General features: G+C 41.5%; 27 protein-coding genes and 1 tRNA gene. 24 read left to right on the forward strand and 4 right to left on the reverse strand.

Features of this window, described 5'->3' with window-relative positions:
* Positions 1-65 precede the first annotated feature (65 nt).
* From mnmE to QFZ77_RS04860, 8 genes are all read left to right on the forward strand, one after another.
* Positions 66-1,442: a tRNA uridine-5-carboxymethylaminomethyl(34) synthesis GTPase MnmE gene (gene mnmE, locus QFZ77_RS04825; RefSeq protein ID WP_307436838.1), complete on the forward strand. Its 1,377-nt coding sequence runs from the start codon at positions 66-68 to the stop codon at positions 1,440-1,442.
* 46 nt (positions 1,443-1,488) lie between these two features.
* The gene (gene mnmG, locus QFZ77_RS04830; RefSeq protein ID WP_307436841.1) at positions 1,489-3,384 is read left to right on the forward strand and encodes a tRNA uridine-5-carboxymethylaminomethyl(34) synthesis enzyme MnmG; all 1,896 of its coding nucleotides are present in this window, start codon (positions 1,489-1,491) and stop codon (positions 3,382-3,384) included.
* Positions 3,385-3,387: 3 nt separating this feature from the next.
* On the forward strand, positions 3,388-4,116 hold the full coding sequence (rsmG, locus tag QFZ77_RS04835; protein WP_307436845.1) for a 16S rRNA (guanine(527)-N(7))-methyltransferase RsmG: 729 nt from the start codon (positions 3,388-3,390) through the stop codon (positions 4,114-4,116).
* 339 nt (positions 4,117-4,455) lie between these two features.
* A complete protein-coding gene (noc, locus tag QFZ77_RS04840) occupies positions 4,456-5,271 on the forward strand; it encodes a nucleoid occlusion protein (protein ID WP_307436847.1) in 816 nt (271 codons plus the stop codon).
* A 162-nt stretch (positions 5,272-5,433) separates the two neighbouring features.
* On the forward strand, positions 5,434-6,192 hold the full coding sequence (locus tag QFZ77_RS04845) for a ParA family protein (RefSeq protein WP_047684031.1): 759 nt from the start codon (positions 5,434-5,436) through the stop codon (positions 6,190-6,192).
* A complete protein-coding gene (locus QFZ77_RS04850; protein ID WP_307436852.1) occupies positions 6,189-7,061 on the forward strand; it encodes a ParB/RepB/Spo0J family partition protein in 873 nt (290 codons plus the stop codon). Before QFZ77_RS04845 ends, QFZ77_RS04850 begins: the two co-directional genes overlap by 4 nt.
* A 173-nt stretch (positions 7,062-7,234) precedes the next feature.
* Positions 7,235-8,395 (forward strand): aminotransferase class V-fold PLP-dependent enzyme, encoded by a 1,161-nt coding sequence (locus tag QFZ77_RS04855; protein ID WP_307436855.1) that lies wholly within the window; start codon positions 7,235-7,237, stop codon positions 8,393-8,395.
* Positions 8,396-8,410: 15 nt separating this feature from the next.
* Positions 8,411-8,902 carry a DUF4446 family protein gene (locus QFZ77_RS04860; protein ID WP_307436857.1) on the forward strand — a complete coding sequence of 164 codons (492 nt, stop codon included), beginning with the start codon at positions 8,411-8,413 and terminating at the stop codon, positions 8,900-8,902.
* On the opposite strand, the gene yyaC is transcribed toward QFZ77_RS04860, so the two are convergent.
* A complete protein-coding gene (gene yyaC, locus QFZ77_RS04865; RefSeq protein ID WP_307436859.1) occupies positions 8,877-9,500 on the reverse strand; it encodes a spore protease YyaC in 624 nt (207 codons plus the stop codon). The genes QFZ77_RS04860 and yyaC overlap by 26 nt on opposite strands.
* Before the next feature lie 97 nt (positions 9,501-9,597).
* On the opposite strand from yyaC, the gene QFZ77_RS04870 reads away from it, so the two are divergent.
* The 5 genes from QFZ77_RS04870 to QFZ77_RS04890 all read left to right on the forward strand — a co-directional run bounded on the left by QFZ77_RS04870 (position 9,598) and on the right by QFZ77_RS04890 (position 11,705).
* Entirely contained in the window at positions 9,598-9,834 is a 237-nt protein-coding gene (locus QFZ77_RS04870) for a putative Se/S carrier protein (RefSeq protein WP_082615209.1), read from the forward strand.
* Positions 9,835-9,852: 18 nt separating this feature from the next.
* A complete protein-coding gene (locus QFZ77_RS04875) occupies positions 9,853-10,692 on the forward strand; it encodes a mechanosensitive ion channel family protein (protein WP_307436866.1) in 840 nt (279 codons plus the stop codon).
* 47 nt (positions 10,693-10,739) lie between these two features.
* Positions 10,740-10,955, forward strand: a complete 216-nt coding sequence (locus tag QFZ77_RS04880; protein ID WP_307436869.1) for a DUF951 domain-containing protein — start codon at positions 10,740-10,742, stop codon at positions 10,953-10,955.
* A 69-nt stretch (positions 10,956-11,024) separates the two neighbouring features.
* A tRNA-Ser gene (locus QFZ77_RS04885) sits at positions 11,025-11,112 on the forward strand.
* 161 nt (positions 11,113-11,273) lie between these two features.
* Positions 11,274-11,705 carry a hypothetical protein gene (locus QFZ77_RS04890; protein ID WP_307436873.1) on the forward strand — a complete coding sequence of 144 codons (432 nt, stop codon included), beginning with the start codon at positions 11,274-11,276 and terminating at the stop codon, positions 11,703-11,705.
* A 43-nt stretch (positions 11,706-11,748) separates the two neighbouring features.
* On the opposite strand, the gene QFZ77_RS04895 is transcribed toward QFZ77_RS04890, so the two are convergent.
* Positions 11,749-13,113 carry a right-handed parallel beta-helix repeat-containing protein gene (locus QFZ77_RS04895; RefSeq protein WP_307436875.1) on the reverse strand — a complete coding sequence of 455 codons (1,365 nt, stop codon included), beginning with the start codon at positions 13,111-13,113 and terminating at the stop codon, positions 11,749-11,751.
* A 194-nt stretch (positions 13,114-13,307) separates the two neighbouring features.
* Between QFZ77_RS04895 and QFZ77_RS04900 the strand changes: the two genes are divergently transcribed.
* The 5 genes from QFZ77_RS04900 to QFZ77_RS04920 all read left to right on the forward strand — a co-directional run bounded on the left by QFZ77_RS04900 (position 13,308) and on the right by QFZ77_RS04920 (position 18,231).
* The gene (locus QFZ77_RS04900; RefSeq protein ID WP_307436877.1) at positions 13,308-14,549 is read left to right on the forward strand and encodes a hypothetical protein; all 1,242 of its coding nucleotides are present in this window, start codon (positions 13,308-13,310) and stop codon (positions 14,547-14,549) included.
* Positions 14,550-14,611: 62 nt separating this feature from the next.
* Positions 14,612-15,337, forward strand: a complete 726-nt coding sequence (locus QFZ77_RS04905) for an ABC transporter ATP-binding protein (RefSeq protein WP_307436880.1) — start codon at positions 14,612-14,614, stop codon at positions 15,335-15,337.
* 48 nt (positions 15,338-15,385) lie between these two features.
* Entirely contained in the window at positions 15,386-16,078 is a 693-nt protein-coding gene (locus QFZ77_RS04910) for an ABC transporter permease subunit (protein ID WP_307436883.1), read from the forward strand.
* 12 nt (positions 16,079-16,090) lie between these two features.
* The gene (locus QFZ77_RS04915) at positions 16,091-17,518 is read left to right on the forward strand and encodes a sensor histidine kinase (protein WP_307436886.1); all 1,428 of its coding nucleotides are present in this window, start codon (positions 16,091-16,093) and stop codon (positions 17,516-17,518) included.
* A 17-nt stretch (positions 17,519-17,535) separates the two neighbouring features.
* Positions 17,536-18,231 carry a response regulator transcription factor gene (locus QFZ77_RS04920; RefSeq protein WP_307449256.1) on the forward strand — a complete coding sequence of 232 codons (696 nt, stop codon included), beginning with the start codon at positions 17,536-17,538 and terminating at the stop codon, positions 18,229-18,231.
* A 69-nt stretch (positions 18,232-18,300) separates the two neighbouring features.
* Here the strand turns inward: QFZ77_RS04920 and QFZ77_RS04925 are convergent, their stop codons facing one another.
* Both QFZ77_RS04925 and QFZ77_RS04930 read right to left on the reverse strand, forming a co-directional pair.
* On the reverse strand, positions 18,301-18,573 hold the full coding sequence (locus QFZ77_RS04925) for a hypothetical protein (protein WP_307436889.1): 273 nt from the start codon (positions 18,571-18,573) through the stop codon (positions 18,301-18,303).
* Positions 18,574-18,599: 26 nt separating this feature from the next.
* On the reverse strand, positions 18,600-18,791 hold the full coding sequence (locus QFZ77_RS04930) for a YjzC family protein (protein ID WP_261303385.1): 192 nt from the start codon (positions 18,789-18,791) through the stop codon (positions 18,600-18,602).
* Between the two features lie 240 nt (positions 18,792-19,031).
* Between QFZ77_RS04930 and rpsF the strand changes: the two genes are divergently transcribed.
* The 6 genes from rpsF (at position 19,032) to QFZ77_RS04960 (ending at position 21,877) form a co-directional block, all read left to right on the forward strand.
* Positions 19,032-19,319: a 30S ribosomal protein S6 gene (gene rpsF, locus QFZ77_RS04935; protein WP_028557223.1), complete on the forward strand. Its 288-nt coding sequence runs from the start codon at positions 19,032-19,034 to the stop codon at positions 19,317-19,319.
* Between the two features lie 35 nt (positions 19,320-19,354).
* On the forward strand, positions 19,355-19,840 hold the full coding sequence (gene ssb, locus QFZ77_RS04940; protein WP_029196140.1) for a single-stranded DNA-binding protein: 486 nt from the start codon (positions 19,355-19,357) through the stop codon (positions 19,838-19,840).
* A 23-nt stretch (positions 19,841-19,863) separates the two neighbouring features.
* On the forward strand, positions 19,864-20,151 hold the full coding sequence (rpsR, locus tag QFZ77_RS04945; protein ID WP_029196139.1) for a 30S ribosomal protein S18: 288 nt from the start codon (positions 19,864-19,866) through the stop codon (positions 20,149-20,151).
* 81 nt (positions 20,152-20,232) lie between these two features.
* Positions 20,233-20,571 (forward strand): cupin domain-containing protein, encoded by a 339-nt coding sequence (locus QFZ77_RS04950; RefSeq protein ID WP_307436898.1) that lies wholly within the window; start codon positions 20,233-20,235, stop codon positions 20,569-20,571.
* A gap of 73 nt (positions 20,572-20,644) precedes the next feature.
* Positions 20,645-20,956 carry a MazG-like family protein gene (locus QFZ77_RS04955; RefSeq protein WP_029196137.1) on the forward strand — a complete coding sequence of 104 codons (312 nt, stop codon included), beginning with the start codon at positions 20,645-20,647 and terminating at the stop codon, positions 20,954-20,956.
* Between the two features lie 6 nt (positions 20,957-20,962).
* A complete protein-coding gene (locus tag QFZ77_RS04960) occupies positions 20,963-21,877 on the forward strand; it encodes a DUF2232 domain-containing protein (RefSeq protein WP_307436904.1) in 915 nt (304 codons plus the stop codon).
* The last annotated feature ends 4 nt before the right edge of the window (positions 21,878-21,881 follow it).

A 21,881-nucleotide genomic window follows, 5' to 3' on the forward strand; every position in this document is an offset into this window, starting at 1 on the left:
CGCAATGACTTTGATCATGTCATTGCTTTTTCTTTAAGATGAGGTAAATTCGAGGTGTAAATATTATGTTAAATGATACGATTGCTGCTATTTCTACACCGCTTGGTGAGGGTGGGATAGCGGTTATTCGTGTGAGCGGAGACGAAGCTGTTCCACTCGTGGAACGTATTTTTCGCTCTAAAACGAAATTATCTGTTGCTGAGACGCATACGGTACATTATGGATTCATAATAGAACCTGCTTCTGCCCAAAAGGTAGAGGAGGTTCTAGTTACGTTAATGAAAGCTCCACGTTCATTTACGATGGAAGATGTCGTGGAGGTCAGTTGTCACGGGGGCATTGTCTCTGTGAAGAAAGTGCTTGATCTATTGCTGCAGCAGGGAGTTCGGTTAGCTGAACCCGGTGAGTTCACGAAGCGAGCATTCTTGAATGGTCGGATTGATCTGACTCAGGCTGAAGCGGTGATCGATTTAATCCGGGCCAAATCGGATAGGGCTTTCAAGGTAGCTTTGAAGCAAGTTGAAGGAAATTTGTCAAAGCAAATCAAGCATTTACGGCATGTATTAGTGGAATTGATGGCTCACGTGGAAGTGAATATTGATTATCCGGAGCATGACGTAGAAGAAATGACGAACACTTTCATAAAGAGCAAGTGTGATACGGTAATGCTTGAAATTGACCGTCTTTTGATAACCGCGGAGCAAGGGAAGATATTGCGAGAAGGTATTGAAACGGCCATTGTAGGTAAGCCGAATGTCGGTAAATCATCGCTTCTCAACGAATTAGCGCAGGAGAATCGTGCAATTGTTACGGATATTCCAGGTACAACAAGGGATGTTATTGAGGAATTCGTGAATATTGGCGGTATTCCTTTAAAGCTGCTGGATACTGCGGGCATTAGGGAAACGTCAGATCTTGTCGAACAAATCGGAGTTGAGCGTTCGAAGACTGCTTTAGCTGAAGCAGATCTTATTTTGTTAGTGCTCAACAGTAATGAAGAGCTTGAATTCGACGAAATTGCGCTGATGAAACAATTAGCTGATAAGCAAACGATTGTTATTTTGAATAAGACGGATTTAGCTAGAAAGCTGAATGTCGAACAAGTACTAAGTTATTTTCCACAGGAACGTATTGTTGAGTTATCACTGATTGAGAATAAAGGTATTGAAGATTTGGAAAAAGCGATCGCGGCAATTTTCTTTGAGGGTAAACTAGAATCAAGCGATTTGACGTATGTTAGTAATGTTCGTCATATTTCGCTGTTGAAGCAAGCTAAACGCTCGTTACAAGATGCACTTGATGCTAATGAACAATATGTTCCTATTGATATGATACAAATTGATATTCGAGCAACTTGGGAGCAGCTTGGAGAGATTATTGGCGATTCAGTCGGAGAATCATTGATCGATCAAATATTTACACAATTTTGCTTAGGAAAATGAAAACGACAGCATTTGCGTTTTCATAAAAGAGGGAGGGACGTTTATTATGGGATATCATGCAGGTGATTATGATGTTATTGTCATCGGCGCCGGACACGCAGGTTGTGAATCTGCACTGGCCTCAGCACGCATGGGTTGTAATACGCTTTTATTAACGATTAATTTAGACATGGTCGCATTCATGCCTTGCAATCCATCTATTGGTGGTCCTGCGAAGGGCCACGTTGTTCGTGAAATTGACGCGCTTGGTGGCGAAATGGGTCGTAACATCGACAAAACGTTTATTCAAATGCGGATGTTGAATACAGGGAAAGGCCCCGCGGTACATGCGCTGCGCGCACAAGCGGACAAATTTGCGTATCAACATAAAATGAAAGAAACAATTGAAGCGACTCCAAACTTGACGTTACGTCAAGGTATGGCCGAAGAGCTCATTGTTGAAGGTGGCGTATGTAAGGGCGTTATCACTAAAACAGGCGCTGAATATTACTCTAAAGCAATTGTATTAACGACGGGGACTTATTTAAGAGGGAAAGTTATTATGGGCGAACTGATGTATGAGAGCGGACCAAATAATCAGCAGCCTTCTGTTAAATTATCGGAATCCTTGCGTAAACTCGGTTTTGATCTTGTTCGGTTCAAAACAGGGACACCGCCGCGCGTTCACAAGGATACAATTGATTTTAGTAAAACGGAAATTCAACCGGGTGATGATGAACCTAAATTTTTCTCATTTGAGACAAAAGCTGAGATTGGTGGTAATGAGCAGCTGCCATGTTGGTTAACGTACACGTCTGAGGAAACGCACAACATTATTAATTCTAATTTACATCGTGCTCCGATGTTCTCGGGGGCTATTGAAGGAACAGGTCCAAGGTATTGCCCATCCATTGAGGATAAAATAGTTCGATTCGCTGATAAACCTAAGCATCAAATCTTTCTAGAGCCAGAGGGACGTAATACTTCGGAATATTATGTTCAAGGGTTATCAACAAGCATGCCGGAAGATGTACAATTGGGCATACTGCGTTCAATCCCTGGTTTAGAGAAAGTGGAAATGATGCGTACCGGTTATGCCATTGAATATGATGCGGTAGTTCCTACTCAGTTGAAACCTTCTTTGGAGACGAAATTGGTAAGTGGATTATTCACTGCTGGACAAATTAATGGAACATCGGGATACGAGGAAGCTGCTGGTCAAGGGGTTATGGCTGGGATTAATGCGGCTCGTAAAGTTCAAGAGAAAGAAGCTATCGTTCTGGATAGATCGGAAGGGTATATCGGCGTTTTAATTGATGATCTTGTAACGAAGGGTACGAATGAACCTTATCGTTTATTAACATCTCGCGCAGAGTATCGTTTGCTTCTTCGTCATGATAATGCTGATCTAAGACTAACACCAATTGGTCACGAAATTGGGCTAATTTCAGACGAACGATTCGCAGCATTTTTAAATAAGAAGGCTTTGATTGATCAAGAAATTGAACGTCTGACTAACGTTAAGGTGAAACCAGAACCTCATGTGCAGGAATTACTAGAAAGTCTGGAAAGTGTGCAGTTGAACAATTCTGTACCAGCTATTTCGTTACTTCGTCGTCCTGAGATTGAATATAAGCATATTGAACAAATGACTCCTTCTCCACTTGAGCTTGACGATGAAATGAAAGAACAAGTAGGGATTCAAGTGAAATATGCTGGTTACATCGAAAAACAAAGCAATCAAGTTGAACGTTTGCGCAAGATGGAAAAGAAGAAGATTCCTGATGACATCGAGTATAGCGAAATACACGGAATTGCGACGGAAGCTAAGCAGAAGTTAGCTAAAATTCGACCGATATCTATTGGTCAAGCATCTCGTATCGGTGGCGTTACACCTTCGGATATTTCAATCCTGCTTGTTTATTTGGAACACTACAACAGAGTCATTGCGGCTAGAGGTTAATTCATGGATGATATTCAACAACAATTTGTTCAATTATTAGAAAAACAACAAATTACTCTTTCTACATTACAGCTTGATCAATTTGAGTTGTATTACAAGACTCTTGTTGAGTGGAACGAGAAAATGAATTTAACGGGTATTACAGAGAGAGATCAGGTTTACTTGAAACATTTCTATGATTCTCTTTCTGTTTCTTTTAATTATCATATAGGACAAGTATCATCCGTTGCTGATATTGGCTCTGGAGCTGGATTTCCGAGTATTCCTTTGAAAATTGCTTTTCCACATCTTAAAATTACGATCGTTGATTCTTTGAATAAACGCATCTTGTTTTTAAGAGAGTTAGTTACGCAACTTGGGCTTACGGATACCGAATGTGTTCATGGTAGAGCAGAAGACATTGCTAGATTACCTAAGTATCGGGATCAATTTGATTTGGTTACAGCTAGAGCTGTTGCACGATTGCAGGTTTTAAATGAATTTTGTCTTCCTTTTGTTAAGAAGGGTGGAACGTTCATTGCAATGAAAGGTTCAGAGATTGATGAGGAACTAAGTGAGGCTTCATTCAGTTTAGCAGAGTTAAGAGGGAAGGTAGTCAAGGTGAATCGTATGCAGCTACCGATTGAGGGATCGATCCGGCATTTTGTAGAGATTCATAAACTAGCATCGACTCCCGCTAAGTATCCTAGAAAAGCAGGTATCCCACTGAAAGAGCCTTTAGTCAAATTGTGAATTTGTTCCACGTGAAACATTTACATGGATTCGAGTATCAAATAGAAGGAAATAGGGACTCTATGTTGAATTAATAATAGAGTGAATTTAACCCAATAGATAAGCAATTTTAAGAGATTGCACTTGTATACTTCGACGTAATATTGGCAAAATGTTTTCGTTCGTTGAAAAGAAAGTATAAGTATAAGTATATATTTTTGCTTCGCATCAACCTTGACAAACGCATTCGTCCGTTAAGGACGAAGGTGTCGTTTATCCTTGTGTAGGACGAAGAGGTCGTCTATCTTTGGATCATTTTGGTCGCTTAAACTACGGGAAGAGTTGGTGGTAAGTTTTCCTATGAAAGAACAAATTTCAAAGCTATTTGGCCTATCAGATCGATCAACGACTGACGAGGTCAAGAACATATCGGTTAATAGTATTATTCCAAGTCCCTATCAGCCAAGGTTGTTGTTTGATGATGATCGAATTGATGAACTCATGCAAACAATTCGAACTCATGGCATCATTCAGCCCATCGTTGTCAGAGTTAAAAACAACGCGTTCGAGTTAATTGCCGGTGAACGACGTTTAAGGGCTGTTAAAAAGTTGGGTCTCGATACAATCCCTGCGATTGTACGTGATTTCAATGATTCTCAAGCAGCATCTATTGCTCTTATTGAAAATCTTCAGCGCGAAGGACTTACCTCAATAGAAGAGGCTGCTGCTTACCAACAATTAATAGAGATGCATGATTTAACGCAGGAAAGCTTAGCGCAGCGTCTCGGTAAAAGCCAATCGACGATTGCAAATAAAATCCGGTTATTACATTTAAGCGAACCTGTTAAGATGGCATTAATGGAACGTAAAATTACGGAACGTCATGCCAGAGCATTGTTGGCGCTTGATCAAGAAGAACTGCAAGTTAAAGTGCTTGAAGAAATCATCGCCAAAGAGTTGAATGTAAAGCAAACAGAAATAAAAATTAATTTCTTGAAGGAAGCAACTAAAATCAAGAAATCTCGACGCGTCTCTTTTTCGAAAGATGTTCGGTTAGCTTTAAATACAATTCGTCAATCCGTTGAAATGGTTTCGAGTTCTGGTTTAAATATTAATACGTCTGAGCAAGATCATGATGATCATTACGAAATTATAATTAAGATTCCTAAACGATAATAAGGCATTTATTGCTACCTTAAACGGCGCAAGCCGTTTTTTTTGCATCTTATGGACATAAACTATCAAATATTGATAAGGTAACTCGCCCATAGATATGTTAAGATAGTAATACTGCTTTAGTATGGCATTTGGAACATAAGCGATTGAGGTGAAATGGTTTTGTCTAAAATAATTGCAATAACAAATCAGAAGGGTGGCGTCGGTAAGACGACAACTTCTGTGAATTTAGGTGCTTCCCTAGCATCATTAGGGAAAAGGGTGCTTCTCGTTGACATCGACCCACAAGGCAACACAACAAGTGGCATCGGTGTAAACAAAGCGGATGTTGTTAATTGTATCTATGATGTACTAATTAATGATGTTCACCCCAAAGATGCAACGGTTGAAACCAACGTTCCAAATCTCAAAATAGTACCTGCAACGATTCAGTTAGCAGGAGCTGAAATAGAACTTGTTCCGACGATTTCAAGGGAAGTACGATTAAAGAAATCCCTCCAGTTAGTGAAACATTTATATGATTACATCCTTATTGATTGTCCTCCGTCACTAGGCCTTCTAACCATTAACTCATTAACTGCTGCCGATTCTGTCATTATCCCAATTCAATGTGAATACTACGCGCTTGAAGGATTAAGCCAGCTGCTCAATACAGTTCGTTTAGTTCAAAAGCATCTCAATACAGGGCTTCAAATTGAAGGCGTTTTGTTGACTATGTTCGATGCAAGAACTAACCTTGGTATACAGGTTATTGAAGAAGTTAAGAAATACTTCCAAACGAAAGTATACCAAACGATTATTCCAAGAAATGTTCGCTTAAGTGAAGCACCCAGTCATGGACAATCCATTATTACGTATGATCCTAGATCAAAAGGCGCGGAAGTGTATTTAGAGCTTGCGAAGGAAGTGATCTCTGTATGACCAAAGGCCTTTCTAAAGGTTTAGGTAAGGGATTGGATGCTTTAATTACTTCTTTACATATCGATGATAGTGATAAAGTTATCCAAATTCCATTATCTCAATTGAGAGCAAACCCTTATCAACCTAGAAAAAATTTCAATGAAGATAGCATTAGAGAATTAGCTGATTCAATCAAAGAACACGGTGTTATTCAACCGATCATCGTTCGTAAAGTTCTTAAAGGTTTTGAGATTATCGCTGGTGAGCGGAGATTCCGTGCTTCTCAAGTATCAGGGATGCCGACGATACCGGCTGTTGAAAGAAACTTCTCGGATCAGCAAGTAATGGAAATCGCTTTGATTGAAAATGTACAGCGTGAAGATCTCAATGCGATGGAAATTGCTTTTGCTTATCAAGGTATCATTGATCAGTTTTCTCTCACGCAAGAAGAGCTTTCTGCAAAGGTTGGAAAGAGTAGATCGCATATTGCTAACTTTCTGAGATTGCTGCAACTGCCTGATTCCATTAAACAATATGTTTCACGTGGAACATTATCAATGGGACATGCTAGAGCTATTGTGGGTGTGAAGGACGATAAGGTGAAAAAAGAACTCGCAGAAACAACCATTAGTAAACAATGGAGTGTACGTGAGCTTGAAGAAGCTGTGAAAACGTTGGAAGAGACACCAGGGCAAGAAAAAGAAAGAAGTAAGCAAAAAGAAAAGAATAGAGATCCATACATTAATCAAGCTGAAGATCAGTTGAGAGATATTTACCGCACGACGGTGAAAATTAAAAATCAGCAGGATAAAGGTAAGATTGAACTTCTCTACTATTCCAAAGACGATTTAAACCGTCTACTAGAATTACTTCAAGGTAAAATTTCTTAAAATTAGATAGCATACCGATGGTTTTCTTTCGAACTGAAAGATCAAACTAAGGTATGCTATATTTATGAGTTGATGAGTAAGTTTACAACTTAACGTGCTTCGTACCAACCTTACAAACCAGCTCGACTTTAAGGACGGGTTGAACCGTATATCCATGTGAGAGAGGTGACAAAATGACGGGTGTTATGTATTTTGATCAAGCGGCATCTTCATGGCCAAAACCACCTGCTGTTATGGATGCCATGATGCAATGTATGCAGGAGTTCGCAGCAAATCCAGGCAGAGGCAGTCATCAGATGGCAGTGAAAGCCAGTAGAGTATTATTTGAGACACGGAAAAATACGGCGCGTTTATTCGGGATTAGAAATCCTAATGATATATCGTTTGCACTAAATACAACCCATGCACTGAATCAAGCGATCAAAGGCTTCGTAAAAGCTGGAGACCACGTAATATGCACCAATATCGAGCATAACTCCGTGCGTAGACCTCTTGAATATTTGAAGGCCTCGGCTCAGGTTGAACTTACGTATATTCCTAGCGATGAACAAGGTAATATTCGATTAGATGAATTGAAGAAAGCATTTCAACCCAATACAACACTGGTCGTTGTCAATCATAGTTCAAATCTGTTGGGGACAATTATGCCAGTAGGTGAAATGGGAGACATCTGCCGTAATCAAGGCGTTAGGCTGCTCGTAGACGCGGCTCAGAGTGCCGGTATACTGCCTATTGATGTAGTGAGTATGAATATTGATATGCTGGCATTTCCGGGCCACAAGGGGCTCTTGGGGCCTCAGGGAACAGGTGGTTTATACATTCATCCGGACCTTGATTTAGAGCCACTATTACACGGAGGCACAGGGAGTCAATCGGAGGCCATACACCAACCCACCGTGCGACCAGATCGTTATGAAGCTGGGACGCAAAATACAGTTGGAATTGCGGGACTAAATGAAGGTGTGAAATTTGTCTGGGCTGAAACTGTAGAAAAGATTCATGAGAAAGAGTGGCGCCAAACTCAACTCCTGATGGAAGGTTTGCTGGGAATTGAAGGAGTCACGGTTCTTGGGCCAACGCTTGGACAAAATAAAACAGGAATTGTTTCCTTTAATATCAACGATGCGGATTCATCGGAAGTGGCCTTTATCCTGGATCAATCCTTTCAGATAGCCGTTCGTTCAGGCTATCATTGTACACCACTTGCCCATGAAGCTGCGGGAACTTTAGCTAAAGGTGCAGTAAGAGCGAGTATTGGTTATTTCACAACGGATCATGAAGTCGAAGCCTTGATTGATGCTGTAAAAGAGATTCAAACGCAGTATGCGAAGTAGAAAGAGGGATAAATCATGGGGGAACTGTTTGGCCTTGATGCTGGGGTCATTGTATTAACTTGTTTCGCATTAATCGTTGTGCTATTTATTTTCATATTAATTGTATCCATTAAATTAGCTTCCTTGCGTAAACAATATTCACAAATGATGAACGGGTCACAAGCAGAGAATATGGAACAGCTCATTATTGATATGCAAAAAGGATTAAATGAGCAAAAGGCCGAATCAATAGCGACTTCAGCCAGGGTTGAAACAATTCAAAAAGCATTGATGAAGACGAAGTCAAAAATCGCGATCCATCGCTATAATGCCTTCAATGAAGGTGGAAGTGATTTAAGCTTTACTATTGCTATATTGGATGATTATCAAGATGGGGTCATTCTGACGGGTATACATAGTCGCGAGCAGATGTATTTGTATGCTAAGCCAATTCAGAATGCACAATCAAGCTATACGCTAAGCCCTGAAGAAAAAGAAGCGATTAATCAAACTTTAAAGCAGCCGTAGCATTAGGGGTATAAGATTGTGTGCGGCGCAAAGCAGAATGAAGAGCATCACCAATGATATTGGCCATATTCATGACTAAGCTAAGCCGCGTGTTCTGAAGGACGAAATACTCCATAAATCCACCGACATTTACAATTCCGGTAACATGGATGTCACCAACTGGGGGCAAATCTTTATTAACACCAGCGCCCGGTTTAAGAGGTCCATCTGCAACTTGAATGCAACCGACGCTAGATACTTGACCAAGGCAAGCATCGATGGCAACGATGAAGGGGTTTTGAAACTGGTTATGGACTTTATCCACGGTTTCAGCTAAATTCATGGCATGGACAGGCTCATCTAAAGTGCCGAAAAGATGGAGGTTGCGGAGGTTGGTTGTTCGATTCAAATGAGAGCCAACTAGTGGTCCTAAGGAATCTCCAGTAGAACGATCGGTTCCTACACATATGACAACGATAGGTTGATAGGTTGGTAGTTTGCTAAAGATGGTGTGTAAATGCTTTGAGAGAAGAAAAGGGGTATCAGCATCTGTATGTTGAATCTTCAGTGGTTCTAGAACCGTATTTTTCACTCCATCGAAACCAAATTGGAATTTCATCGTATCCCTCCAAATGTTACTATTTTTTTTACTAGTATATGGAGAGATAGGGACATTTATACGTAGAAGAGGGGGACTTTCCCTGAAACTTTCAATCATGTTGCTAGCGTTCGATTCTACTCAACAAGCACTGAGGGCAGAAATGCTGCTAGAGTATGCAGATATCGAGATCGACATACGACCAACTCCGAAAGAAATCACCGCGGGCTGCGCACTGTCTATTGAATTCCCCGGAGAGAATTTAGAACAAGTAAGAGACATCATTCATTCTGAAAATGTGGAAATAAGAGGCATCTATTTTAAAAATGAGGATAAATATGTTACGATGGAATGAAATTAAGGGGGGCTGCAGATGGCCTTTGTAACTAAGTTTTTTGCAGATTTAGGTCAATGGATACACGAACATATAACTAAACCGGAAATGATAGCCTCGATATTTTGGATTATCGTTAAAATTATATTAATCTATGTAGTAGCTAAAATTTGTATAAAAATCGCTGATAAAACAATCGCTCATATGATTTCAGCCAGAGACAAGTCTCCGTTGAAATTTGATAGAAGAAGAACGAACACAATAGGAAGTCTCATACATAATCTAATAGCTTACACGATCAATCTTATATGCATTATGCTGATACTAGGGCAAGTTGGGCTGAATATAGGCCCTTTACTTGCTGGTGCAGGTGTACTCGGGCTAGCGATTGGTTTCGGAGCACAGAGTTTGGTGAAGGATGTAATAACAGGGTTCTTCATCATCTTTGAGGATCAATTCGGAGTGGGGGATGTCATTCAAATTGATCAATTCAAAGGTACAGTGGAAGAAATCGGGATTAGAGTGACCCGGATCAAGAGTTGGACAGGTGAAGTGCATATTATTCCGAATGGAAATATCAAACAAGTAACCAATTTTTCTACCTATAATTCACTTGCTGTAGTTGATGTAACGATTCCTCTTCATTTGGATATTGATAAAGCGACAGAAATCCTCAAGGAAACGGTGAAGCAAGTTCAGCTGCTTACCGATGATATTGTGAAAGAACCTGAGGTGCTTGGTGTTCAGATGGTAGGTACGACGGATTTGAAAATTCGTATTATCGCGGAGTGTAAGCCGACAAGACAATTTAATGTCACTAGACTTTTGAATATCGAAATTAAGAAGCAGCTCAATATCACCCAAATAGAAGTGCTATAACCCAAGAAAATAATGTCCGTAAATTCAAAAAAGGCGGTGGCAGACGAATGGAGAAGAAGCAGTATCAACTTGGCGATATTGTGCAAATGAAAAAGCCCCATCCGTGTGGCACCAATGAAATGGAAATCATTCGGATGGGTATGGATATTCGGATCAAATGTGTAGGCTGTAAACACAGTGTATTAGTGCCGAGAACGAAGTTCGAAAGTAAGCTAAAAAAAGTACTCCGATCGAATATAGAGATACAAGAAGAGTCCTCTTAATGGGTTCAGGAAAAACACTTGCGAGAGCCTGACTTTTTTGATACAATAAGTCCTGTTCTCGCTTTTCATGGAAAGGTACCCAAGTGGTCCAAGGGGGCTGACTCGAAATCAGTTAGGCGTCGCGAGGCGTGCGTGGGTTCGACTCCCACTCTTTCCGTACTCTAGTGGAACCAACAGCGTGAAACAAATTAAGAGCCTTTTACGTCTATGAAGACGTAGGGGGCTCTTTTGCTTTGGCAGTTAGGGGATAAAAGGCAAGGAAAGGAAGCAAAATAACCCCATATCTAGGCATAGGTAAAATGAAGGAGGTAGACCGTTATGAGAATTTGGTTAATGATGCTTCTGGTGCTAGCTGTGGTCATCACAGGGTGCTCCAAGAAGAACGAGGGGGGCACAGCAAGTCCTACTGCTGGTGGGACTGTACAGCCTTCTCCAGGGGCTTCTGCGACGCCTGGCGGGACAAGCGGTCCAACTGGTGGAACAGCTGCAACTGCGACACCAAAGGCCGGAGACAATGCGACGAAGGATGAGCCGCTTCCTAAGATAACGAAGGAACAGGCCGATAAAATAAGTATGACAGGCACTTACGATGACATGGTGAAGCTGACAGGATCCAAAGGTAAGTTGATTAAAGAAGAGAATGGAAAGAAAACGTATGACTTTGAGATATCCAATCAACCTGGTTATTATGTACAGCTTGTTTTCTTTGCGGATGGTAAGATATCGGAGAAGCGAGTTTATCAGAAATAACGAAGAAGGCCGCACACCCAACTGGGTTGTGTGGCCTTTTTGCTCATAGGGTAGAAGTGGTTGTATTTGTGCCTTTATCGAAAATTTTCTCACCATTGCCTGAACCCACATTGCCAAAGAGGATGGTTTCTCGGCAATTGGTATCCGTGATCCGGATCGGTGCTTTGGTACAGGTGTTTAGGCTATTACCTATTAACTGATTGCTATCTGAGTACGAACCGCTTTCTTTGCCTTCAGCAGCTAGTAAAATGCCTTCTGCTTTACAACTACGAATAGAATTCTGACGAATCTGATTATCATAAGCATTAATGAGGACAATCCCGTTATTACCTATAGCTTGGAGCTGGTTATTGGATATGATATTGCGATGAGGTCGTTTTAGTTGGGTGTCCGCTTGTCCCGCTAACAGAATACCAATATCGTCGATATCATTTAGAATATTAGCAGTAATCATATTGGAGATGCAGTGACCCTTGAGACGGATGCCATAGGTATACCCTTTATTTCCGCTTGAATTTATAAAATTCTCAATAATGTTATCGGAGAGGGTATTAAACTGACATGGCTCTTCTCTGGGACCGGATATAAGGTCAATCCCAGACTGATAGCACTTCTGCATGCGATTTCTCGCGATGACAGAATGACTGCTGCCATTGGTAAAAGTGATACACGTTTGAAACAGCATGTTGAATTGATTTTGCACAAAATGATGATTCTTAACATTACTACACCAGATGCCATAACCTTGGGAATCGTAATCCAGCGTTCCGATGATGTTATCGAAAGTACAGTTTTCCACAACGACTCGGTTAGAGTCAACGGATTTGATGCCATTATCGATCATTGAAAAGGTGCAGTCTGTGATGGTAATGTCGGTAGCTTGGTCGAGCGCAATTCCGCATTCAATGCGTGGTACCGAGGCATTCCCGAAAGATCCAATTCCTTGGAAGGACAACCCCTGGATATGTACATGTTGAACCGCGGATAAGTTAAGGAGACCGAATTTATGGGTGGAGGACCGAAGGATACTGCTGCTGCCGGCCCCTATTAAGGTAATGTTCGCACTCACGCGCAAGGGAATCTTGAGGAAGTACATGCCTGGCGGGATGTAAACTATGCCACCTGATAGAGCAGCTGTGTCGATTGCGCTTTGGATGTAAGGAGCATCGTCTTCATCATAGCGTCGGTTACCGCGGGCTCCGAAATCTTTGACATTGTAAATAAGTGTGGAAGGAGATGCTGCTTGAGCAGTTGAGCTATTTGTGAAGATGTCTCCTGCTACAAAAGCTAAACCTGCGGCGCCAATTGAAGAGAGCAGTTTTCTACGGCTAAAAGAGGCTGTAGATTGGGGCGGAGGGTTTAGATCAGAAGATGATACTTCACGCTGTCTATCTTTATTTTCGTTCAAAAAATTTCACCTCATTAAAGGATTGGTAGATATAGTAAATTATAAGATAAAGCGAACAGAACGGGAAGAGCAGAAGTATCATTGAAACAGAGTTAATACTTTGTTAATAATTCATTTAGATGGATTCAATAAGCCTATATTAAAATAAATAGTAAGGAAACGTTTCCCCTAAATCGTATTAAAGGAGAACCAAGATGAAACTTAGCAAAAAAGGAATTACTGTACTTTCATTTACGATTGGAGCCTGTCTATTCGTATCTACTGCTTTTGCCGATACGCTGCTTGGATCTGGATATGACCGGCTGAAAGATTCAGCAAAAAACACTGCTGCACTCATGGAAAAGGATTTGAACAACTATACGGTCGAGGCGTTGTATACGTTGAAGGATAATAATCAAACCTTGCTTCAAGCTTCAATGATCAAGAAAATGGATACGGCAAAACAAACATCTGAAGACAATACGGTGACTAAAAAAGCAAATGGCGAAACCACCTCCAATTATACGTATTCCGACAATAAGCTTTCAGTTAGGAAAAGCGGCATGGAGGATACCTATTACGTCACGGAATATCCGGCTAATGTGAACAGGAAAGGACCAGCACAGTTCGACAACCCGTTTAAAGAGAAGGGAGCAGCGGAGATCGAAAAGATTGTTGACGCTGTGGTTGGCTCTCTGAAAGATTATGTGCAGGTAGAGGAAGGGAATGACGGCGGAAAAGTATATGCGGGGAGCTTGTCCGAGACACAAGTGCCGGCCGTCGTAAATGCTGTCTCCTCCTTTGGTATCAAGCAGATGCTTAACGATGAGAGGGATTTACCGGAAATAGAGAGCGATATTTTTGTGAAAAAGGTTGTGGGTACGGCCGTTGAAAATAAAGCAGGCTATCTGGAAAATGTGACGGGTGATATTACCCTGTCGGGAAAAGATAAAAATGGTGTTCAGCATGACTTAAACCTCAATGTCATTGTAAAGCTTTCTGAGATTGGCAATACGAAGATTGCTATGCCTGACCTAACAGGCGCGAACGTTGAGAAGGTCAGCTATTCGGGCGGATTCAGCAGCAAATATGTGGGAACATATAAAAATGATATCATTATGGACAAAGACGGCAAGTTTGTGAAGATTGGCGAGAGAACGGTTGAAATCACAAGCATAGACGGCGATAAAGTGACAGGAAAGTATTCAGAGACTGTTTATCCTGGTTTTGAGAGCGAGTATCCAAACAAGGATGCATTTGACTTTGCATACAATCCGGTGTCATCCACAACTTTTACTTACACAGATGCGAAGGGTGAACAGAAAAATGGAATGATTCATCCGAACTCCGCTGGCAAGGTTTATTTTGAAATGGGTATAGAGGTCATTGATAAAAACTCGTACAAATCTAGCTCGAAACCATATTACGATGGAGAATTTAGACGCATATTTGAATAGAAAATGGGGTTCAGGAGGCTGCAAATGGCGGCTTCTTGAACATTTTTTGGGGAGATGATGAATTGACAGTCAAGGCAATTGAAATAAACGACTTAACCAAGTCATTTAAGAATGGCCGGGGGATTAGCGAGTTAAACTTAGAAGTAGATCAAGGCGATATATTCGGTTTTCTAGGACCAAATGGCGCTGGGAAGACAACAGCCATGAAGATGATGACCGGGCTCACGAAACCGGATCGTGGTGATGTGAAGATTTTCGGCGCCAGCATTTTAGAAGATTACGTCAATGCCATGAAGCATGTAGGCTGTATGATTGAAACAGCGGAATCGTATCCATATTTAACAGCAAATGAAAACCTGAAACTGTTCGCCAGGTTTTACCCGCAGATTGATCAGCGAAGAATTGATGAATGTCTTGAAATCACAGGCATGTTGAAATATAAAAATGAAAAATCACAGAAATTTTCACTCGGGATGAAACAAAGGCTGGGGATAGCGGCTGCGATTCTGTCCAAACCAAAGCTTTTAATTTTGGACGAGCCTTTAAACGGACTTGATGTCGAGGGGATGCTGGAAATGAGAAAATTGATCAAACAGCTTTCCCAGGAGGGCACGACTTTCTTTATTTCCAGCCACTTGATTCACGATGTGGAATTAACGTGCACAAGAATCGGGATTATTTACGGAGGCAAGCTTGTCAACGTCGAATATACCCAGAATATTCTTTCTTACTATTCTTCGCTTGAAAATTATTTTGTAAGTGAGGTGGACAGGAATGGCAGGGTTTAAAGCTGCATTTATAAATGAATCCGTGAAGCTGCTGAAAAAGAGAAAAAAATGCTTGCAGCCGTGATTTTGTCCATTCTTGCCGTTGTGATCGGGCAAATTGCCGTAACGACGATTAAGCATGGCCTTGGATTAAGGGTTGTTGGGAGTGTGGAATTTCCCATAGTGGTGCTAACGTTTATTACTTATACGCTTTTACCGTTGTTTGCCATTTTTGTAGCGATCGATATGTTTAACGGTGAATCCTCGTCGAATACTATGAAAATAACGCTCTTAAGGCCGGTCTCCAGATTTGGTGTGTTTAGTGCGAAGGTTTTAAATTTGGCCTTATTTATTGTTGGGAACCTTTTGTTTGTTATGCTTCTTTCTTTGCTTGTTGGATTCATATTTAATCCGGCCTCTGCCAGCTACATGGGCATCGTAAAGGTGATTTTATCATATGGCTTAACTTTTCTTCCCGTATTTGTGTTTGCACTTATCGTCGTCCTGTTGTCCAATGTGATCCAGGGAGGACTAGCAGTATTTTTCCTCTCTATTCTAGTGTTTATCGGTTTTAATTTTATGGGTATTGTGTTCTCATCCTATTCGAGTTTTTTTATTACGTCGATGTTTGATTGGTACACCCTCTGGATTTCTGAATCGATCAATGTGTTTAAAATATTCCGACAGATCTTAATCATGTCAGGCTGTGGTATCATGTTATTTACTACGGGGTATTACTTGTTTGACAGGAAGGATATATAGAAAGGAATATACATGCACTTAACCAAACGTTTTTTCACGATGAATGCGCTGGCTGTACTGGTCTCCATTGGTTTGACGTTCCTGGCTGTCATTATTTTTGTTGCTGCTTATACGAAAGTTTTTGGCCGCGAAGCCGGTATAAAGGAGTTTCAAAAAGTCTTCGAAGTCAGGGCAGCGATCAGCGAAATCAAAAGAGAAGCACTGACCTTTAAGTTCGAGCAGCTCTTGGATCATAACTATCAACAAAAGCTCTTTGATCGAGTTAACGCTTTGGATGCCAGTGCGATCATTTTAATAAATAGAGAAGTTTTGTTTGCTACACATAATTTTAATAAGATCGATATCGAGAAAAGCCTAATGCTGTCTGGCGATTCGTCTCATCGAGATGAGATTGAGCTTGAGGGCAAAACTTATATGTTTACCCGAGCGGATTACAAACTTCCTTCAGGGGATATGGGCATTTTGCTGCTGCTTGTGCCAATCAAGGTGAAAACAAGTTTTTATGTGCTGCTTGGCATTTTTACAGTCAGCTTTTTCACTGTGGTATTTTTGCTAATGAATTTTTGGATTTCGTATAAGTTTTCACGCGGAATTATTTTACCGATTTCCAGGTTAAAGGACGCCGCTATTAAAATCAGGGAAGGGGATTTAAGCTGCGAGATTTCCGAAGAGGGCGAAGGCGAAATTCAGGAATTAAGCAGAACCTTGGAGTTAATGCGGATCAAGCTAAAGGAGTCTGTCTATTTGCAGCAAAAATTTGATGATAACAGGAAGTTTTTAGTTTCAAGCATTTCACATGACTTAAAGACGCCTGTTACTTCCATTAAAGGTTATATTGAAGGGATTATAGATGGGGTAGCCAAGACGCCTGAGAAACTTGAGGAGTACCTTGAAACTGCACGATCCAAAGCTATTTTGGTGAACGCTATGATCGATGATCTTCTTTTATATTCCAAGCTTGATTTGAATCAGCTTCCTTATCATTTTGAGAAAAGCGATTTGACGAGCTATTTCGAGGATTGCGTCGCGGATCATAAATATGAGTGTGAAAAGGCTAACCTTTCATTAGAGTTAATAAACGAATTAAAGGAGCCTGTCAAAGTATTAATCGATCGTGAAAGATTAAAGAGGGTCATACAGAACATTCTTGATAATGCTGTGATGTATGCAGGTAAGACAAATGGAAAGATTGCCATATTACTCAGGGAAACACGAACGTCTGCTATTATAGAAATTAGGGACAACGGCAATGGAATACCCGAGAACAAACTCCCCTTCATATTTGACCGATTTTATCAGGTAGACCCTTCAAGAAAAAGCGGCAGCGGACTAGGACTTGCTATCGCAAAGCAAATTATAGAAGGGCAAGAAGGGAAAATATGGGCAAAAAGCGTTGTGGGAGAGGGGACACGCATAATGATATCTCTGAAGAAGTTCTAACATGTTTGGAGGTTATGATGAAAAAAATTCTGATTGTTGAGGACGACCAAAGTATTGCCAATTTGCAAAAGGATTACCTTGAGTTGAGCGGTTATTCGGTTAAGACGGTGAACAGCGGATCAGCGGGTTTGAGAGCTCTAAAGGAGGAAGATTTTGAGCTCATTATATTAGATATCATGCTGCCGGATATAGACGGGTTTGAAGTTTTGAGAACAGTGCGTGAGCAGGATGATATTCCTGTGCTTCTGGTATCAGCTAGAGCAGAGGAAATCTATAAGATTAATGGTTTAGGACTCGGCGCGGACGATTATATTACAAAGCCGTTCAGCTCGGGTGAACTGGTAGCCAGGGTTGGTGCCCATCTGAAAAAATTTGAGCGTATGAAAGAGCGGTTTGGAAATGGGAATGAGGGAAGCAGGATTCAGGTCAGAGGTCTTGAGGTTCAAAAAGATGCCAGGAGAGTTTTTGTGAACGGGAATGAAGTCATTTTGGCGCAAAAGGAATTTGACCTGCTTCTGTTTCTTTTGCAGCATGCCAATCGGGTGTTTGGTAAAGAAGAACTTTTTGAGAGAATCTGGGGGATGGATGCGATGAGCGACACCTCTACCGTAACGGTTCATATTGCCAGAATCAGAGAGAAAATTGAGGAAATCCCATCTAAACCCCAGTATATAGGAACAGTTTGGGGATCAGGGTACAGGTTTATAGTTTGATCATTTCAATTGAAAAGAGTTGGCCCTAAGTAGGTAAACTACATAAGGGCCAGCTATTCATTCCAATCGCTAATGATTCCTATCCCGCCGCCTGTAGCTTACAGAGAAACGGTCAATGATATACCCAACCAGGGCCCATGAGGCGATCGTTAACGCATAAATGATAAGCATTCGAAACATGGAAATTTCATAGATGTTCGTAAATGTTGATGCAAACCATGCTGGTATACTGAGAGCGTAGAACAGCATATAGAAGGCATCATGATCATGAAATAAATAATGAACCAAGCACAAGGCAGCACCTAGGAAGGTGAACAGCCATGTAAACGTGGTAATTCTCATTGGTCATTCTCCTACTCATGGTGAACTTATTTTAGCGTTATTTTTTTTCGATGCCATTTTCGATTGTGGTTACTATTTTCCGGGAAAGTGTCACCTTTTTTCAACGTAACGGTTTTAGGATTCTTGATGCCCATGTGAAAAGCATTTTCACCGATTTCCATATACTCGCCGTCGTTAGGAACATGATCGCCAGCATTGAATTCTGTCCATTCACCCACGATGATCACCTCTTCTTAAGAATAACAATCATGTTTAGATTACCCCTTTGCAGGGGAAGCATGTATGAATCCCATTACCAGCTTCCTCCTCACAGTTTGTTAGAGAAAAACTTGTAATCTGTCGCTCAATTTGCTATAGTATTCAGGTGCGAGTTTTGAATAAGAATCCTCGCTCCTTGCTCCTTCGCTTGTCTGACAAGCTTAAAGAGGAGCCGCTTAGTCCAAAAGGAGGTGAAATACATGCGCAAATATGAACTGATGTACATCATTCGTACAGACGTTGAACAAGAAGTTGTTCAATCTACGGTAGAAAAGTTCCAAGGCATCATCACGAACGGTGGGGGAGAAATCTCCAAACATGACCTGATGGGCAAACGCCGTCTTGCGTATGAGATCAAGAAGTTCCGTGACGGGCACTATGTGCTGGTACACTTCAACGCAGAACCTGCTGTTGTAACTGAACTTGATCGCGTACTTAAGATTTCGGACGAAGTTATTCGTCACTTAATCGTAAACGACGTAGCTTAAATGCATGCCAGTATTTTCGTCAGGAGGGTTGTTCCATGTTGAACCGTGTTATTCTTATCGGTCGATTGACCAAAGATCCAGAACTTCGATATACGCCAGCTGGCGTAGCTGTTACACAATTTACACTTGCAGTAGACCGCCCTTTCACGAACTCACAGTCGAAAGAACGGGAAGCGGACTTTATCAATATCGTCACGTGGAGGCAGCTTGCTGAAACATGCGCGAACTATTTGCGTAAAGGTCGTTTAACAGCAGTGGAAGGACGTATTCAGGTACGGAATTACGACAACAATGAGGGCAAGCGCGTTTATGTGACCGAAGTTATTGCCGATAATGTACGTTTCCTTGAATCCAGCAACAGCGGCGGTAATCGCGAAGAAGGCGGATCATCTAACGCAAACGCAAGCTACGGCGGCGGAAGCGGCAGTGGCAATCGTGGCGGTGGATCGCGCGAGCAGCAGGATCCTTTCATAGATGACGGAAAACCGATCGATATTTCCGATGATGACTTGCCATTCTAAAGTAGAAAGGACTGAACAAACTAATGGCTTTCCAAAAAAGAGATAACAACAGTGAAGATCGCGGCGACCGCAAATTTGCTCCTCGTGGTAAAGGCGGTAAAGGTAAACGTCGTAAGGTTTGTTACTTCACAGTAAACAAAATCAAGCACATTGACTATAAAGATATTGAAACTCTTAAAAAGTTCATCAGTGAGCGCGGGAAGATTCTTCCTAGACGTGTAACTGGTACTTCCGCTAAGTACCAACGTGCATTGACGATCGCTATCAAGCGCTCCCGTACAATCGCATTGTTGCCTTACACAACGGAATAGGGTTAAACCAAGAAGGCAGCTGTATCTAACGGCTGTCTTTTTTGTATGCCAAGAAGCAAACTACGAGGGGAGAAACCGATCGTGAAAATCCATAAAAAGCAGGCGGAACACTACATATGGGGCGAAAGTTGCGACGGTTGGTATCTGGAGCGGGACGCAGATAGGACAATAATCCAAGAGCGAATGCCGGCAGGCGCGAGTGAAGTCAAGCATGTGCATGAAAAGGCGAAGCAGTTTTTCTTCATTTTAAGTGGAGAAGCTAAGATGTGGATCGATGGTAAGGTCATCACCCTGAAGTCGCAGGAAGGTTGTACAATCTTACCTGGTATTCCGCACCAAATTCATAACGAGTCCTTGGAAGATGTCGAATTTCTAGTGATTTCAACACCATCAACGCAAGGGGATCGAACAGCTCTGTAGAGGCTTTCTTTTCTTGTGCCTATTTGTGGTATAATTGAGACAATAGTCATTGCTGAATGAGGAGAGATGGCGGTTGCTGAATAGGGAAAAGGATGTTGACCTAGCCAGACGGGCCAAAGTCATTGAGTGGCTCAAGACAGAAGTCGTAGATCATGTAGCACATCTGCTCAAAGGCATATGGGAAGGCAGCCATGTGAAAATTGTAGATGGATTAGCCAGCTTAATTTCGAGCGGTTACATCTTAGGCAGAAGACTAGGCATTTCATTTCACAGTTTAGACGAAGCTATTGTAGAGAAAATGAAGAAGCACCGCCAAGAGGGCCATCAACTTGAGGACTGGTACGGCGACATTTCATCGCTAGAAGAACATTTACGTAAGAGGTGAGCCCGGTTGGGGAAACGAAGTTGGCAAAGCATCATATGGAGCGCAGTGACGATCGTCTCATTGCTATCTCTAATGACGCCTTTTATTATTTTCACATTTAGTTTTCTCATGATTCCAGTTCTAATGTTATATGTAAAATCAAGCACAAGGCGTTTCGTCATTAGCTATGTGCTCAGCTTGCTCGTTGTTTATATACTTACCCAATGGCAAGGGATATTCCTTATGTCGGTTTCTCTATTCTTTTTACCGCCTGTACTGGTCATGGGTAACTTATATAAACGTAAAGCAGCGGCAAGATCTGTGTTAACGGCAGGGATTATCACGATTCTGGCAGAGTCTCTGGTGAGTCTTGTTATCGGGTATGCGCTCGGATTTGATCCGGTTGCGAAGTTCAAACAGTTCATGATGGAAAGTATAGCGAGTATGCCTCCAGGAATTCGTGATATTTTGCCGAAAGATCAGGATTGGTATGTCAATTTCATCGTGCAAGTGATTCCTTTATATTTAATTTTCGTAGCCCTATTCTACACATTTGTGTCTCACGGCATTAGCCGCTGGCTGCTCAACAAAACAGGAGAAGGGATTCCAGGATTGCGCCCGATGAGGGAGTGGATGCTGCAGAAATCGCTTGTCTGGATCTATTTAGTTGTATTTGTTTTAGATTTATTCGTTAATCCGGCTTCAATTTCGCTTATCTCTACGTTATTAATGAATGCGATGCCGCTGCTTATGCTAGCCTTTGCAATTCAGGCGATTTGCTTTCTATTCTTTGTTGCACATGCGAACAAGTGGAAGCCTATTTTGCCAATCGTGGCGATTGTATTAGTTTGCTTCATGCCTCCTTTATTTATCGTATACAGCTTATTAGGGGTATTTGATGTTGCGTTTCCAATCCGAGAACGGTTCAAGAAAAATATATAGGATT

Source organism: Paenibacillus sp. V4I3 (assembly GCF_030817215.1).
Lineage (GTDB): Bacteria > Bacillota > Bacilli > Paenibacillales > NBRC-103111 > Paenibacillus_E.

What these genes read in the sequence shown, in the direction of transcription:
- QFZ77_RS04850 (WP_307436852.1), top strand. Translation starts at nt 6,189, where the DNA reads ATGACCAAAGGCCTTTCTAAAGGTTTAGGTAAGGGATTGGATGCTTTA.
- rpsF (WP_028557223.1), top strand. Translation starts at nt 19,032, where the DNA reads ATGCGCAAATATGAACTGATGTACATCATTCGTACAGACGTTGAACAA.
- mnmE (WP_307436838.1), top strand. Translation starts at nt 66, where the DNA reads ATGTTAAATGATACGATTGCTGCTATTTCTACACCGCTTGGTGAGGGT.
- QFZ77_RS04860 (WP_307436857.1), top strand. Translation starts at nt 8,411, where the DNA reads ATGGGGGAACTGTTTGGCCTTGATGCTGGGGTCATTGTATTAACTTGT.
- rsmG (WP_307436845.1), top strand. Translation starts at nt 3,388, where the DNA reads ATGGATGATATTCAACAACAATTTGTTCAATTATTAGAAAAACAACAA.
- QFZ77_RS04890 (WP_307436873.1), top strand. Translation starts at nt 11,274, where the DNA reads ATGAGAATTTGGTTAATGATGCTTCTGGTGCTAGCTGTGGTCATCACA.
- QFZ77_RS04920 (WP_307449256.1), top strand. Translation starts at nt 17,536, where the DNA reads ATGAAAAAAATTCTGATTGTTGAGGACGACCAAAGTATTGCCAATTTG.
- rpsR (WP_029196139.1), top strand. Translation starts at nt 19,864, where the DNA reads ATGGCTTTCCAAAAAAGAGATAACAACAGTGAAGATCGCGGCGACCGC.
- QFZ77_RS04880 (WP_307436869.1), top strand. Translation starts at nt 10,740, where the DNA reads ATGGAGAAGAAGCAGTATCAACTTGGCGATATTGTGCAAATGAAAAAG.
- QFZ77_RS04870 (WP_082615209.1), top strand. Translation starts at nt 9,598, where the DNA reads ATGTTGCTAGCGTTCGATTCTACTCAACAAGCACTGAGGGCAGAAATG.
- mnmG (WP_307436841.1), top strand. Translation starts at nt 1,489, where the DNA reads ATGGGATATCATGCAGGTGATTATGATGTTATTGTCATCGGCGCCGGA.
- QFZ77_RS04925 (WP_307436889.1), bottom strand. Translation starts at nt 18,573, where the DNA reads ATGAGAATTACCACGTTTACATGGCTGTTCACCTTCCTAGGTGCTGCC.
- QFZ77_RS04915 (WP_307436886.1), top strand. Translation starts at nt 16,091, where the DNA reads ATGCACTTAACCAAACGTTTTTTCACGATGAATGCGCTGGCTGTACTG.
- noc (WP_307436847.1), top strand. Translation starts at nt 4,456, where the DNA reads ATGAAAGAACAAATTTCAAAGCTATTTGGCCTATCAGATCGATCAACG.
- yyaC (WP_307436859.1), bottom strand. Translation starts at nt 9,500, where the DNA reads ATGAAATTCCAATTTGGTTTCGATGGAGTGAAAAATACGGTTCTAGAA.
- QFZ77_RS04855 (WP_307436855.1), top strand. Translation starts at nt 7,235, where the DNA reads ATGACGGGTGTTATGTATTTTGATCAAGCGGCATCTTCATGGCCAAAA.
- QFZ77_RS04900 (WP_307436877.1), top strand. Translation starts at nt 13,308, where the DNA reads ATGAAACTTAGCAAAAAAGGAATTACTGTACTTTCATTTACGATTGGA.
- ssb (WP_029196140.1), top strand. Translation starts at nt 19,355, where the DNA reads ATGTTGAACCGTGTTATTCTTATCGGTCGATTGACCAAAGATCCAGAA.
- QFZ77_RS04910 (WP_307436883.1), top strand. Translation starts at nt 15,386, where the DNA reads ATGCTTGCAGCCGTGATTTTGTCCATTCTTGCCGTTGTGATCGGGCAA.
- QFZ77_RS04875 (WP_307436866.1), top strand. Translation starts at nt 9,853, where the DNA reads ATGGCCTTTGTAACTAAGTTTTTTGCAGATTTAGGTCAATGGATACAC.